The organism is Thalassotalea fonticola (genome assembly GCF_032911225.1).
In the GTDB taxonomy this organism is placed as follows: domain Bacteria; phylum Pseudomonadota; class Gammaproteobacteria; order Enterobacterales; family Alteromonadaceae; genus Thalassotalea_A; species Thalassotalea_A fonticola.
Genome location: NZ_CP136600.1, coordinates 2983299 through 2997143, shown reverse-complemented (window position 1 = coordinate 2997143; position 13845 = coordinate 2983299). Strand labels below are relative to the sequence as shown.

The 13845-nt window shown below is 39.8% G+C and carries 13 protein-coding genes and 1 pseudogene; 13 read left to right on the top strand and 1 reads right to left on the bottom strand.

Features of this window, described 5'->3' with window-relative positions; translation table 11 throughout:
* Positions 1-37: 37 nt before the first annotated feature.
* The 13 genes and pseudogenes from RI844_RS12150 to RI844_RS12090 all read left to right on the top strand — a co-directional run.
* A pseudogene (locus tag RI844_RS12150) lies at positions 38-589 on the top strand (NapC/NirT family cytochrome c); the annotation flags it as partial.
* A 72-nt stretch (positions 590-661) separates the two neighbouring features.
* On the top strand, positions 662-1831 hold the full coding sequence (locus tag RI844_RS12145) for an ethylbenzene dehydrogenase-related protein (RefSeq protein ID WP_348398349.1): 1170 nt from the start codon (positions 662-664) through the stop codon (positions 1829-1831).
* A 157-nt stretch (positions 1832-1988) separates the two neighbouring features.
* Positions 1989-2318: a cupredoxin domain-containing protein gene (locus tag RI844_RS12140; protein ID WP_348394934.1), complete on the top strand. Its 330-nt coding sequence runs from the start codon at positions 1989-1991 to the stop codon at positions 2316-2318.
* A gap of 213 nt (positions 2319-2531) precedes the next feature.
* Positions 2532-2873, top strand: a complete 342-nt coding sequence (locus RI844_RS12135) for a c-type cytochrome (protein WP_348394933.1) — start codon at positions 2532-2534, stop codon at positions 2871-2873.
* Positions 2860-4113 (top strand): cytochrome D1 domain-containing protein, encoded by a 1254-nt coding sequence (locus tag RI844_RS12130; RefSeq protein ID WP_348394932.1) that lies wholly within the window; start codon positions 2860-2862, stop codon positions 4111-4113. Before RI844_RS12135 ends, RI844_RS12130 begins: the two co-directional genes overlap by 14 nt.
* Positions 4113-4604 carry an Lrp/AsnC family transcriptional regulator gene (locus RI844_RS12125; RefSeq protein WP_348394931.1) on the top strand — a complete coding sequence of 164 codons (492 nt, stop codon included), beginning with the start codon at positions 4113-4115 and terminating at the stop codon, positions 4602-4604. Before RI844_RS12130 ends, RI844_RS12125 begins: the two co-directional genes overlap by 1 nt.
* On the top strand, positions 4604-5143 hold the full coding sequence (gene ahbB / locus RI844_RS12120) for a siroheme decarboxylase subunit beta (RefSeq protein ID WP_348394930.1): 540 nt from the start codon (positions 4604-4606) through the stop codon (positions 5141-5143). Before RI844_RS12125 ends, ahbB (RI844_RS12120) begins: the two co-directional genes overlap by 1 nt.
* Before the next feature lie 3 nt (positions 5144-5146).
* Positions 5147-5590, top strand: coding sequence for an Lrp/AsnC family transcriptional regulator (locus RI844_RS12115; protein WP_348394929.1), 444 nt, complete (start codon positions 5147-5149; stop codon positions 5588-5590).
* On the top strand, positions 5565-6107 hold the full coding sequence (gene ahbB, locus RI844_RS12110) for a siroheme decarboxylase subunit beta (RefSeq protein WP_348394928.1): 543 nt from the start codon (positions 5565-5567) through the stop codon (positions 6105-6107). Before RI844_RS12115 ends, ahbB (RI844_RS12110) begins: the two co-directional genes overlap by 26 nt.
* Positions 6108-6110: 3 nt before the next feature.
* Entirely contained in the window at positions 6111-7301 is a 1191-nt protein-coding gene (nirJ, locus tag RI844_RS12105) for a heme d1 biosynthesis radical SAM protein NirJ (protein ID WP_348394927.1), read from the top strand.
* Between the two features lie 17 nt (positions 7302-7318).
* On the top strand, positions 7319-8182 hold the full coding sequence (cobA, locus tag RI844_RS12100) for a uroporphyrinogen-III C-methyltransferase (RefSeq protein ID WP_348394926.1): 864 nt from the start codon (positions 7319-7321) through the stop codon (positions 8180-8182).
* Positions 8183-8191: 9 nt separating this feature from the next.
* Positions 8192-9781: a cytochrome D1 domain-containing protein gene (locus RI844_RS12095; protein ID WP_348394925.1), complete on the top strand. Its 1590-nt coding sequence runs from the start codon at positions 8192-8194 to the stop codon at positions 9779-9781.
* 44 nt (positions 9782-9825) lie between these two features.
* Positions 9826-10758 carry an NAD(P)-dependent oxidoreductase gene (locus tag RI844_RS12090; RefSeq protein ID WP_348394924.1) on the top strand — a complete coding sequence of 311 codons (933 nt, stop codon included), beginning with the start codon at positions 9826-9828 and terminating at the stop codon, positions 10756-10758.
* 84 nt (positions 10759-10842) lie between these two features.
* Here RI844_RS12090 and RI844_RS12085 read toward each other — a convergent pair whose 3' ends face one another.
* The gene (locus RI844_RS12085) at positions 10843-13716 is read right to left on the bottom strand and encodes a M14 family metallopeptidase (RefSeq protein WP_348394923.1); all 2874 of its coding nucleotides are present in this window, start codon (positions 13714-13716) and stop codon (positions 10843-10845) included.
* Positions 13717-13845 lie beyond the last annotated feature (129 nt).

The following is a 13845-nucleotide window of genomic DNA, read 5'->3' as shown; positions in this document are numbered from 1 at the left end:
ATTTAGTCTGATTGGTATAATTTAGTACGAGTTAGTTATGGTAAATCAAACATTAAATAAACCAAGTTTTTGGTCTCGTCGCTTGATCTTGGGCACCACTATTTCAGGCGCAGTGATATTTTTCGTTGTCGGCATTATTTTTTGGGGTGGCTTTAATACCGCGATGGAAGCTACCAACACAACCGAGTTTTGTATCGGTTGTCATGAAATGGAAGATAACGTTTATAAAGAATACACACCTACAATCCATTACTCCAATCGAACAGGTGTACGTGCCGGTTGTCCTGATTGCCATGTTCCGCGTCCTTGGGTTCACAAAATTGTTCGAAAAATTCAAGCCTCAAGAGAAGTATTCTTTTGGTTAACTGGAAAAATAGATACGCCAGAAAAATTTAATGAGCATCGTTTTGAGCTGGCTCAAAATGTATGGAAAGCGATGAAGGATACAGATTCTAGAGAGTGTCGAAATTGTCATAACTTTGAATCTATGAATCCGGAATTCCAAAAACCACGAGCGCGTAAGCAGCATCTTAACGCTTTTGAAACGGGACAAACATGTATTGATTGTCATAAAGGTATTGCTCACCATGATGTTCGTGATCAATTAACCGATGAACAATTGGAAGAGCTAGAAGCGCCGGTAGAAGCGTATATTCGTGAAGTGCCACAAGAATACAAAGAAGGCTTAGCACGCGTTGAAGCGAAAGAAGCAGCCCTTGCTGCCGAGAAGAAAGCTCAATCAGTTGCTGAAAAAGAGAAAGTTCAGTTACAAATAGAGCAAGCAGTAGCAACAGCATTAGCAAGCGCGCAAGCGAGCAATAGTAAACCAACTGCAAGCAAGAAAGCGGCAAAAGCCAGCTCAGCTGAAAGCCTGAATGTTAACTGGAAAAAAGCCAGCTCAACAGACATTAGTGTGTTCTTCCCAGGTACAGCTTCTATCGAGTGGATCTTAGGCAGAAATCACGGCGGTAAACGCGCCTTTACCAAAGGTGACCGTTGTATTGAATGTCATGCTGAAGAAATTGCTGATATTGGTAATTTGATAGTAACAGGTGAAAGTGAAAAAGAACTTGAACCGAATATCATTCCGAACAAGCGTGGCAGTATCGACGTTAGTATCGCCGCAACCCATGACAGTGAAAATTTATTTTTGAAATTTAGCTGGCCTGATGGTGACCATGCACCGGTACCTTTTGTTGAAGGGGGTAAAATGGACCCTGAAAACCAAATGAAACTGGCCTATATGATCTCAACAGACGATGTCGAGTTTGCCGACAGAGCCGGTTGTTGGGGGACATGTCATGCAGATGCCAATTCAATGCCATTTGCACCTGACAAAGATGCTTTAGCTGGCAGTGAATTGGGCAAAAGCCTAGACCTAAATTCTGGTGTAACCAAATACCTCAAAGAAACACGGACTAAGTTAGAGCTTAAAGGTCGAGGCGGTAAAGCCTTAGGTGGCTGGGATAAACTTAAAACAGCTGAAGAAATTGCTGAATATCAACAAGCTCAAAAATTTATGGATATAGTTCGCTACAAATCTGGTAGTAAGCAAGTTGAAGATGGGCAAATACTTGAGCAAAGATTAATGCATGGTGGCCAAGGCGCTCAAGCGGTTGCAAATCTTAAAAATGGTACTTGGACAGTAGAGATCAAACGTAAGCTGAAATCAGCTAAATCTGGCGATGTTTCAATAGAAGCAGGACAAGTTTATAACTTTGGTTTTGCCATCCACGATGATTACTCTAATGCGCGTTATCACCATGTATCATTTGGCTATAAGCTGGCTTTAGATAATAGCGATGCAGAGATTAACGCGATTAAGCAATAGTGCTTGAAAGTGCTAAAATTAAGTTAGTAAGTTAAAGAAAAATCGACCTAGGTCGTCCTAAACCTAGTTTAGGTTACTTGAAGTAAAACCTCACTGTTTAAGGCAGTGAGGTTTATTTCGTTTGATGATACAGGTATAAAATTAAGGAAACTTAACCTTGTTTAAGATATTTATTCATTTAACTACCGCAATTTCGCTTTCTGTATTTAGTGCTAACCTTTTGGCAAAAGATGTCGTGGTTGAAATATATAAAAAGAAATTTATTCCCGCGACTATTACTGTTGCTCCTGGCGATAGAGTAATTTGGAAAAATATTGAAAAAAGGCAGTATCACAATGTTTGGTTTAAACAGTTCGTAAAAGAAGAGCCAGATTACCTTTTTCCTGGTGAAAGTTATGAGTATGTATTTGATAACGTCGGAGAGTTCCCGTATGAATGCGGTCCTCATCCAAAAATGACTGGTGTCGTGATTGTTCAAAAACAATGATACCTAGTTGATTAATACCTGCTCATTTTTAACTCATATAAAACTAAAACTTAATATGTGTAACCATAGGTAGTTTTTTGTTAAAAATGTGATCTTAAACAATAAACCCTACCTTTTTTACTGGTAAATTTTAGCTACCTTGTTAGGAAACGTTGAAGTTTGCCAATGAAAAGTTTAACAATTTTTATAACCTGCATTTGCTTAAGTTTAAGCTTGAACTTATTTTCAGCTTATGCCGAACCCAGCCCGCATGTTAATAAAACCTCTACAGCAAAAACAAGCAATTCTGAACTAAGCAAACAGCGTAAAAAATACCTCCTGCATCTGGTGAAACAAGATTGCGGCTCTTGCCATGGCATGACGTTAAAAGGTGGCTTAGGCCCATCTTTATTACCGGAAGAATTAATTAATAAGCCTGAATATTTCCTTACCATTACCATCCTGGAAGGACGTCCAGGTACGGCAATGCCGCCTTGGAAAGACATACTAAATCAGCAAGACGCTAAATGGATAGCAGAACAACTAATTAAAGGGCTAGACAATGATCAAAACTAAAACGAAGCTTTTTATCAGCTTACTATTACCTTTATTTGTAATGAGTTGCCAGCAACTGAACGATACAACTACAGCAAGTTCCGCATCAATGGCAACAGTACAAACAGGATTAAGAGCAACCGGCGATTTAGGCTTAGTTATTGAGCGCGCTACGGGACAAGTTAAAGTTGTTAATCACAGTAATAAAGATAGTTTGGCAGAAATAGATGGTTTGGGAGATTTATCACATGCTTCTATTGTTTATTCACGTGATCAACGTTTTGGTTATGTATTTGGTCGTGATGGGGGGCTAACCAAAGTTGACTTATTGAAAAGCAAAATTGATAAACGAGTTATTCAGTCAGGCAATAGTATTGGCGGCGCGATTAGTCAAGATGGTAAATTTGTCGCGGTATCAAATTACACCCCCGGTGGAGTTAAAATTTTTGCCAGTGATACCTTAGAATTGGTTGCTGACATTCCGGCAACTGAGTTAGTGAATCATCCAAGAAATAAAGACGGTTCAATTAAACGCTCAAAAGTCGTTGGTTTAGTCGATGCACCCGGGCAAAAGTTTGTATTCAGTTTATTTGATAGTCATGAAATCTGGATAGCAGATCTTTCTAAACCAGAAATAGAACTAACTAAATATACTGATATTGGTCTTAATCCATATGATGCCTTAATAAGCCCTGATGGCCGTTACTACATTGCCGGTTTGTTTGGTGAAAATGGTATGGCGTTACTTGATTTATGGTCCCCTGAGCAAGGTGTTAAACGCATTCTTGATGGCTACGGTAAAGGTGAGAAAAAATTACCGGTTTACAAAATGCCGCATTTGGAAGGTTGGGCTATGGCTGGAAATTTTGCCTATGTACCCGCGGTTGGTTTACACCAAGTGCTGATCATAGATACGCAAACCTGGCAGCAGGTTGGCGCTATTGATGTGCATGGTCAGCCAGTATTTGTTATGGCTCAACCTGACAACAGACAAGTTTGGGTTAATTTCGCCTTCCCGCTAAACGATACTATCCAAGTCATAGATACTAAAAATCAAAGTTTGATCAAAACGTTAACGCCAGGTCCAGGTGTTTTACATATGGAATTTACCCCGCGTGGCGAACATGTGTGGATGTCGGTACGTGATAGTAATGAGATCCAGATTTATAACAGCCAAAATTTTGAGTTATTGAAAAAACTACCGGCACAAAGTCCAAGCGGTATTTTCTTTACTAACCGAGCTCACCAAATAGGGCTGTAATGATGAATGATGCTAATTTCACTTTAGATAATTTAAGCAAACAAGTAATCAATGCTTATCAAAAAGGATTTCCATTATGTAATCGGCCTTTTTTGGAGCTGGCGAATCGCTTTAATAGCACAGAAAAACGAGTGCTAGAGTGTTTTCAAGACCTACAACAAATGCAAGTGTTGTCTCGTTTAGGACCGGTGTTTAATCACCAGAAAGCCGGCGCTAGCACTTTAGCTGCCCTAGCTGTGCCAGAGGAGCAAATCGATGAAATTGCCAAGCTAGTGAATCAGTTTACTCAGGTGAATCACAATTACGCCCGAGAGCACAGTTACAATCTCTGGTTTGTGGCTACGGCTACGAATGAAGATGCTTTACAGCAATGCCTAGCTCATATTCATCGAGAAACTGGCTTTAAGCCACTAATATTACCTATGGAGCAGGCATACCATATAGATCTTGGCTTTAATATTGAATTTACTGAAAGTACCGGGGTGCAATAATGACGGCTCAACAATTACTAGCAGACAATATTGATTCTCTACAATTAAGCCCTGAACAGCAATTGGAATTATTTGCTGCAATTGAGCAAGGATTACCATTAGTTGCTCAACCATATTTAGCAATTGCCGAAGAAATTGGTGCTACTGAAGAGCAAGTTATTTCAACAATTGAACACTGGCAAGAACAAGGAATGATTCGTCGTTTTGGTTTGGTTATTCGTCACAGAAAGCTAGGCTATGTGGCAAATGCCATGGTTGTTTGGAATGTTGATGATGCATGTGTCGATGACGTCGCCGCTATTTTAGCCCAGAAAAAAGTAATTACCCTATGTTATCGCCGCCCGCGCGTACTGCCTGATTGGCCATACAATTTATTTTGCATGATACATGGTAAAGACAGAGCGCAAGTGATCAAACAGTTAGATGATATGTGTCAGCACAGCGAATTAGCCGGCATAGATAAAAAGATATTGTTTAGCAATAAAGCTTATAAACAAAGAGGCGGCAAATATAGCCAGGCCTCGGCATCAGGAAATTAATTTATGGATGCATTAGATAAAAAAATATTGAATCGAACTCAGCGTGGCATTCCGGTAAGCGAACAGCCGTTTGCCGATATTGCCAATGAACTAGATTGTACTGAAGAGCAAGTTATCAACAAGCTACAACACATGCTTGATGATGGTTTGCTAAGTCGTTTTGGCCCCATGTATGACGCAGCGAGCCTGGGCGGCGCATTTACCCTTTCAGCAATGCAAGTACCAGAAGAACGCTTCGATGAAGTAACTGAAATTGTGAATGCATTCAGTCAAGTTGCTCATAACTATAAGCGCCAACATCGATTAAATATGTGGTTTGTAGTGGCGTGTGAATCGCAAGATGAGATTCAAGCGGTGCTTCAAAACATTGAACAGCAAAGCTCACTGCGAGTTTATGATTTTCCAAAGGAGGAAGAGTTTTATGTTGGACTCTACTTACCAGTCTAGAGAAAGAAAAAAAGCGCCATTAACAGCAATAGAGCGTGAATTTATTTTGTTAACTCAACAAGGCTTGCCAATTGTAAGTCGGCCTTATGATCACTTGGCTGAAAAATTAAAGTTAAGTGTGGCTGAAATTTTGGCAATGAGCGAAGACTTATTAGAGCGGGGAGTGATCAGGCGTATTGCTGCCGTTCCGAATCATTATCGAGCTGGTTACACTTTTAATGGTATGACGGTTTGGGATGTGCAAGATGATGTTGTAAAGGAATACGGCGCGTTAATCGGCAGGCTGCCTTTTGTTAGTCATTGTTATCGACGTCCCAGATGTTTACCTGAATGGAATTACAATTTATTTGCCATGATCCATGGTAAAAATGAACAACAAATTAGCGAATATAGAACCCAGATCAAACAATTGTTAAAGGATGTGTTGCAAACTGGTCAACATAAATCAAATGACATGTTAACCAGTAGCAAAATACTGAAGAAAACTGGTTTGCGTTTACAAAAGAAAAAGGACTAGCCAATGTTTAGAATTTCACAATTATTGAAAACTTTGCATGATGATTTGCCGGTTGGCAAAGCGGTAAAAATGCCAGGCCCTGTGGTTATTTGGAATTTAATTCGACGTTGTAATTTACAGTGTAAACATTGCTACTCAACATCGCTTGATATCGACTTTAAAGATGAACTTAATACCGAACAAATTAAAGCAACCATCGATGATTTAAAAGTTGCTCAGGTGCCAGTATTAATTCTATCAGGTGGTGAGCCTCTACTAAGACCTGATATTTATGAAATTACTGCTTACGCAAAAGCAAAAGGTTTTTATGTCGCATTATCAACTAACGGCACACTAATAAACGAAGATAATATTGAACAAATTAAAGCGGCTGATTATCAATACGTAGGTATCAGTATTGATGGCCTGGAAGAGTTTCATGACGATTTTCGTCGTCAAAAAGGCAGCTTTAAAACATCAATGCATGCGCTGAAATTGTGTAAAGAAGCAGGCATAAAAGTAGGTATGCGTCTGTGCTTAACTCGTGAAAATTATGCAGATTTACCTGCCATTCTAGATTTAATGGAGCAGCACAAAATTGATAAATTTTATTTATCACACTTAAATTATTCTGGTCGCGGAAAACGCAGTGCTGAAAATGATGCAATGTTTGCTATGACCAAGGGGGCAATGGAACAGCTATTCGAACGTGCGTGGGCACATTTAGAGCAAGGCATAGAAAGCGATTTTGTGACCGGCAATAACGATGCGGATGGTCCATTTTTATTGCAATGGGTTGAAAAAAAATTCGGTGAGCAATATCCGCAGCGTGTAGCGAATTTAAAACAAAGATTAATAAACTGGGGGGGGAATGCCAGTGGTGTAAATGTAGCAAACATTGATAATACCGGCGTAATTCATCCAGATACCTACTGGTGGAATCATCCACTAGGCAACGTTAAAACTGAAAAATTTTCTGATGTTTGGAAGAACACTCAAGATCCATTAATGCTGGGCTTTAGACAAAGCCCTAGACCAGTAAAAGGTCGTTGTGCAAAATGTGAATATTTAAATATTTGTGGTGGTAATACCCGCACCAGAGCTTTTGCTCAAACCAAAGATGTTTGGGCTGAAGACCCAGGTTGCTACCTAACTGATAGTGAAATTGGTTTAACTGCTGTTGTCAGTGAAGCAATTACAGTCACCAACATATAAAATTAAGAGAGCTTATTATGGCAGATTTCCTTCTCAATAAAATTGCTAAGCGTACCAGCTTTGCCAAAGGTGAAGTGGCTTTAGTTGGTGCAGGCCCTGGCGACCCTGAATTATTAACCGTTAAAGCCGTGCGCTTTATTGCCCAAGCTGAAGTAGTTGTTTATGACCGCTTGGTTAGTGATGAGATCATGGCGTTGTTACCCGCCCAGTGCGAGCGTTTTTACGTAGGTAAAAAACAGGCTAAACATTGTGTTCCGCAAGGGGATATTAATGAGGTATTAGTGACTTACGCTCAGCAAAATAAACGTGTTCTGCGTTTAAAAGGTGGTGACCCATTTATTTTTGGCCGGGGCAGCGAAGAAGCTGAACATCTTTTAAATCATGGTGTTAATTGCCATGTGTTGTCTGGTATTACCGCAGCTTCAGCAGCGACAACTTATGCTGGCATTCCATTAACGCATCGTGGTGTTTCCCAGTGTTGTACGTTTATAACCGGTCACTTACAAAATGATGGTCAGTTAGTGCTGCCTTGGCAGAGTTTGAATAATGATAATCAGACCGTAGTGTTTTATATGGGGATCAGTGCGGTAAAAATGATCTCAGAGAAACTCATTGAACATGGTCGTGGCGCCAGCACTCCTGCGGCAATTATTAGGCAAGGCACAAGGGTTGACCAACAAGTGTTTCGCGGTACATTAGGCTCGCTTGAACAGATGGTTATCAACAATGATATTAAACCACCTGCACTTATCGTTGTAGGTCAGGTCATCGATCAACTTGACCCTAGACACGTTGCCGGGGCAGGATACTTTCAAGCTGAAACTAAAGCTGAGGTTGTAACTGAAACTTTGGGGCAAGTACCTGAGTTATCAGCTGGGTAGGAATGAGCAATGAACAAAACACTGTCTTTTTTTAGTTTATTCGCAACTGGTTTTAGTTTGTTGCTAAGTCAAAATGTTTTCGCCGATGAAAAACAAAGTGCTGAACAATTGTACCAACAACATTGCCAAAGCTGTCATGGAATAAATCGTTTGGGCAGTATGGGACCCGCATTATTTCCTGAAAACCTGTCAAGGCTACGTAAAAACAAAGCCAGCATTGTTATTGGTAAAGGCCGTGTTGCGACACAAATGCCGGCTTTTGAACAAACATTGTCGAAACAGAATATTGATCAGTTAGTTGATTATATTTATACACCCGCTGACACTGTACCTGAATGGACATTAGCGGATATCAATACATCTCATGTGCAACACTTTGACCAAAGTAAACTACCCAACAAACCACAATTTGATGCAGATTTAATGAACTTATTTATTGTGGTTGAACTTGCCGACCATTCTGCAACTTTGCTTAATGGTGATACCTTTGAGCCGATCACCCGCTTCAAAACACGCTTTGCTTTACATGGTGGTCCAAAGTACTCACCTGATGGTCGTTTTGTTTATTTTGCTTCACGTGATGGTTGGATCAGCAAGTACGATATTTACAACATGAAAACCGTTGCTGAAATTCGAGCCGGTATCAACACCCGTAATTTGGCCGTATCATCTGATGGTAAATACGCCATTGTTGGTAATTACTTGCCCCATAATATTGTTATTCTAGATACGACAAATTTAACGCCAATTAAAGTGGTAGCAACAAGCGACAAAGATGGTAAATCATCTCGTGTTAGCGCCGTTTATAATGCACCACCGAGAACCAGTTTTATTGTTGCTCTAAAAGATGTGAAAGAGGTTTGGGAAATTCCTTATTCAGATGAAGGCGGTGTTGAGGTGTATAAAGGTTGGGCTCATGACTATCGCAAAGACGGCGGTGAAGGCAAACTGGAAAACTGGAAAGCAGAAGAGCAGTTCCCAATTCGTCGGATTACCACCGAAGATTATTTAGATGATTTCTTCTTTGATCCTGAGTACATTAATTTGATTGGTGCCTCACGTGATAGCCAAAATGGCCAAGTAATTAATCTTGATGCGAAAAAGAAAGTAGCGACCATTGAAATGGCCGGTATGCCGCATTTAGGATCAGGTATCACTTGGGATTATCAAGGCAAGCAAGTATTTGCTTCACCAAATATCAAAGATGGTCGGGTGACGGTAATTGATATGGATAACTGGCAAGTGATCAAAGAAATTAAAACCGAAGGACCGGGGTTCTTTATGCGCAGCCACAATAAATCGCCTTATGCCTGGGTTGATGTATTTTTTGGCCCGAACAAAGAAAAAGTTCATATTATTAAAAAAGATACACTGGAAATTGTTAAAACATTGGCTCCGGCGCCAGGCAAAACGGCAGCACATGTAGAATTCACCAAAGATGGAAAATACGTTTTATTGAGTATTTGGGATAACGATGGCGCAGTAATTGTGTATGATGCTAATACCTTAGAAGAAATTAAACGTTTACCTATGAAGAAACCTTCTGGAAAATATAACGTTTATAATAAAACGCACTATGAGCGTGGTACTAGCCATTAATTACCGAAAGGTAGTGTAAAGCAAGTATTTCCTGTGGAGATGAAATGAATTACTTCCCAATTTTCCTTGATGCAAAAAAGCTCAATGTATTGGTTGTCGGTGGCGGTGAGATTGCCGGTGCAAAAATTGAGTTATTACTAAAAAGCCCAGCAACCGTTACTGTAGTTTCACCGAAAATATCGGCGAATATTCAGGCATTACTTACTGCTGGAAAAATTAAATACATCAATGATTATTATGATAAATCAATGCTTGCGCAAAAGCAGTTGGTGTTTGTAGCAACTGAAAACCGCAGTTTAAATGAACAAATAAATAAAGAAGCATTTGAGCATGGAGTATTGGCGAATGTAGTTGATAATGCCGATTTATGTCACTTTATCACGCCGGCAATTATTGATCGCTCACCTATGGTCTTTGCGATGATTAGCTCCGGTCAGTCACCGGTTTTATTACGCTACTGGCGAGAAAAACTTGAAACCATTATTCCACAATCGTTAGGTAAGTTAGCAAGTTTTGCTGGCCAAAAACGTCAAGCAGTAAAAGACCGCTTTACTAATTTTACTAATCGTCGTGTCTTCTGGGAATCGTTTTTCAGCAAAACTGGTATTGAGCAAGGTGAAGATCTAGAGTCTGCATTCAATATGCAACTTGAAAACAGTGAGGATGTCACCAGCACTCAGGCTGAATTGTTGGTAATTAATACGCCTGACCACCCAGATTTATTAACCTTGGGCGCGGTAAGAAATATGCAAAAAGCGGATAATATTCTGCATGATGTTGAGGTTGACAGCGTAATCATCGATTTATGCCGACGCGATGCGCCGAAAGCAGCTTTTAATGAAGACAATATTGCTGAAACATTGTCACTATTAAAACAGGGTAAGCGGGTTTGTTATCTTAACACTAACCAAACATCGCAAAGCCATGAGTTTATCGCCGCAGCCAAAGAATTGAATTGCCAAGTGTTCTGCTTTTAATCTACATCTTTGATAACGTAATTGATGATAATACCAAGTGGGTTAATTTACCCACTTGGAAACATTATAGTGGCTAATCTTGGTTTACAAATTTATCGCTTGGTTACTACCAAGTCCTGGGCCGTAAACTATTGCGTTCAGTAACAGTCTGGCGGTTCCCTTTGTGGCACCTCTAAAATTTGGTGAATTGGCAAACATGATCACTTGGCCATTGCCTTTCTTGTCTCGAGTTAAATAAGCCGAATTACTAATCCGCTGTGCGGCTTCGGGCCATACTAAGCCACTCATACGCAGGTATAAATCTTTACCTTCAGGAATAGTCGACCAGCCAATTAAGCGCTCTTTTGCTTTCGGGTTATCTACTAATACCCCGTAGCGTACTATGGCGCTGGCAGGACTTTTACTCATTAATTGTGGTGAGTTGTCGATTAATACTGGCAATATTTCATTAACGCCATAGGTGAGCCAACTTTGTTGATCTGTGCGAGTGCCCACTAATGCTCCGGAAGGCATAAACTGTGACGTCCATGCATCCCATCTGGTTAACTGCTCTTTGTTCATCGGTTTTAATTCTTCAAGGTTCTGCCATGGGTACCAAATGGTATCAGCGACTGAATGACTCGCTAAAATATCTTGGTTTGAAATGCTGTCTTGTGTGGCCAACCATTCTTTATAAAGGGCGATATTGTAATCTTGCATTTTCTCGAATGAATCGCCGAGCAATGTTGTGCCGATAAAGTTTTCAGCTTTCGCCAGTTGCGCGGTGGAATTACCAGTAACAATCAGTGTTCCTCCAGCGTTAACCCAAGCATCAACGGCGCTAATATTGCCTGCACTTAATTCTCCGTACCACCGACCTGGAATTATCAAAACGTTATATGAGCGTAAATCCATAGAGTCGAACAACTCTTGACTTAAATGCGAGTGACGAACACCTAACTCTGTGTCCAGCATATGCCAAATATGACCGTAATCATAAGGGCTAATACCGTTTTGAGTGAGCATGGCTATTTGTGGGCGTTTTAATAGTTTAAAATGTTCACCACCAATATCAGGTAAATCTCCTTCACCTAGCCCTTGGCTTATTGCCTGTATTGTTACTCCAGTATCTTTAGCTGTTTTTGCTAGAACGCTGATTAAATTAGCTGACTTTTTATTGTCATGAACAGCCACAACTATTGAGCCGCGACTAAATTCAATCTCGTTAAATACGCCTTTACGATCTAGCGCCCTAACTTGTATTCCTTGCTCTAATAAACGTGCAGCGTAGCCAACTGATGCATCATTTGCACCATCGACAATATAAGCGATGGTATTCTCCATATTGTTAACTACTGGACTATCTTCACGTGTCAGCTTTGATAAGCCATTTTTCAGGTGTTGGTTAACTTCCAGCGCAGCCAAACCATACATCATAGTAAGGTTCCAGGCTGTGGCATCGTACATAACTGAGCTACCATCACGCAGCGTTTTTTGACGCTCTTCTAATAAAACCTCATCTTTAATTTTCGCATCAAACTCTAAAATAGCCGCAATTAATGGCGCATCATATTGACGGTTTGGAATAACAACTGAACCCGCTGGTATGGTGCTGCTATTTAGCTTTTGACCGAGCTGATTTTTTGCATTACGCACCTTTATTGCACTGTTGTTGGTGTAATATTCAATGCCTTGCAAGTCCATCAGATCCAAAAACTTGTTTAATCGAGATTGATTTTTAGTGGGTAAAATTACAAAACTTTTATTCGCATAGATGCTTGATTTTGACACGTGATGTTTTCTATTTTTAACAAAGTCAGTAAAGATTTTTATCCGATGATTTCTTAAAGTAGTTAAGTTTGTCATCGAGCTATAAAATTGATGATGTACAGATTTTTTATAACTGCGGATTTGTCCATTTTCAAGCCTTACACCGTCTTCTGCGGTGCGAGCCTGTTCATAAAGTATATGAATCGAGCCTTTATATTCAGCATAATTAGAATAGCCAGGATATAAATTTTCAAACCATTCACCGGTATAGTATGGCCAAGATTTTTTATCAAAAGCGCTGGCTTGTTCACTGGCAAATATTTTACTCCATTGATTAATACTGTCGGCAATATGTTCATTTACGGGTTCGCGTGGAGGTCCAAATAAGAAGGTATCTAAAGCGCCCATTTCATGACCATCAATCATCAGTAATGGGTACCATTGGTTAATGGCTTTGATCCGACCGCGCGATTCTGGATTTACTGCATAATAAAAGTCACGATTTAAATCAAAATGATAATGATTTGTACGGCCAAATGGCCAAACACCCGAATGCAGTAATGATTGAGTGTCAAAGTTTGGCGTGGTACTGCGATTTTGTTGTAGTTGTTTGGTAAATCTAGCCCTGCCATCAGGGTTCATCATCGGATCAACAAGCACCACAACATCCTTTAATAGAGCACTAACATCCTCACCTTCACTGGCGATTAAGTGATAAATTAAGGCAAGAGATGAATCGGCCCCAGATGACTCATTACCATGAATAGAATAGGCCATCCAAGCGGTTGCCGGAGTATCTTTAATTAATTTTGTAACCTGAGAATTTGATAAATCATCCGGGCTACTCAATTTTTCTATATTGGCTTTAATCGTATCGATATTGGCAACATTGTCGCGGCTTGAAATAACTAAATAATGTAGCGGACGACCTTCATAAGTTCTTGCATACTCTATAATATTGGCGCGATCACTTTCTTTTGCCCAAATGTTTATCAAAGTATTAATTTGTTCTGCTGATGCGGTTTTTTGACCAACTTCAAAACCTAAAAAAGTCTCTGGCGAAGTAATTTTTTCATTATACTTGCCAGTTAAAATATTTGGATATTGAGCATCAGGCAATGAGGTTGGGCTTAAAACTTCAGTACTTGTTGCGGTAAAGCTGGTTCCGGCTAAAAGTAACCAGATTGCTAGCTGTTTAATGGATATCATAGATCCCTCTTATTGTTGTTTTTTTAACCTTGTTAACTATATACCCAAATCACTTCACAATGCGAATTTCTGGCTAATTGATTAAAAAGACCGATTAGAAAAAGATAATAATGTTAATTACTTAGAGAT

What these genes read in the sequence shown, in the direction of transcription:
- RI844_RS12130 (WP_348394932.1), top strand. Translation starts at nt 2,860, where the DNA reads ATGATCAAAACTAAAACGAAGCTTTTTATCAGCTTACTATTACCTTTA.
- RI844_RS12125 (WP_348394931.1), top strand. Translation starts at nt 4,113, where the DNA reads ATGATGAATGATGCTAATTTCACTTTAGATAATTTAAGCAAACAAGTA.
- ahbB (WP_348394930.1), top strand. Translation starts at nt 4,604, where the DNA reads ATGACGGCTCAACAATTACTAGCAGACAATATTGATTCTCTACAATTA.
- RI844_RS12115 (WP_348394929.1), top strand. Translation starts at nt 5,147, where the DNA reads ATGGATGCATTAGATAAAAAAATATTGAATCGAACTCAGCGTGGCATT.
- ahbB (WP_348394928.1), top strand. Translation starts at nt 5,565, where the DNA reads ATGTTGGACTCTACTTACCAGTCTAGAGAAAGAAAAAAAGCGCCATTA.
- nirJ (WP_348394927.1), top strand. Translation starts at nt 6,111, where the DNA reads ATGTTTAGAATTTCACAATTATTGAAAACTTTGCATGATGATTTGCCG.
- cobA (WP_348394926.1), top strand. Translation starts at nt 7,319, where the DNA reads ATGGCAGATTTCCTTCTCAATAAAATTGCTAAGCGTACCAGCTTTGCC.
- RI844_RS12095 (WP_348394925.1), top strand. Translation starts at nt 8,192, where the DNA reads ATGAACAAAACACTGTCTTTTTTTAGTTTATTCGCAACTGGTTTTAGT.
- RI844_RS12090 (WP_348394924.1), top strand. Translation starts at nt 9,826, where the DNA reads ATGAATTACTTCCCAATTTTCCTTGATGCAAAAAAGCTCAATGTATTG.
- RI844_RS12085 (WP_348394923.1), bottom strand. Translation starts at nt 13,716, where the DNA reads ATGATATCCATTAAACAGCTAGCAATCTGGTTACTTTTAGCCGGAACC.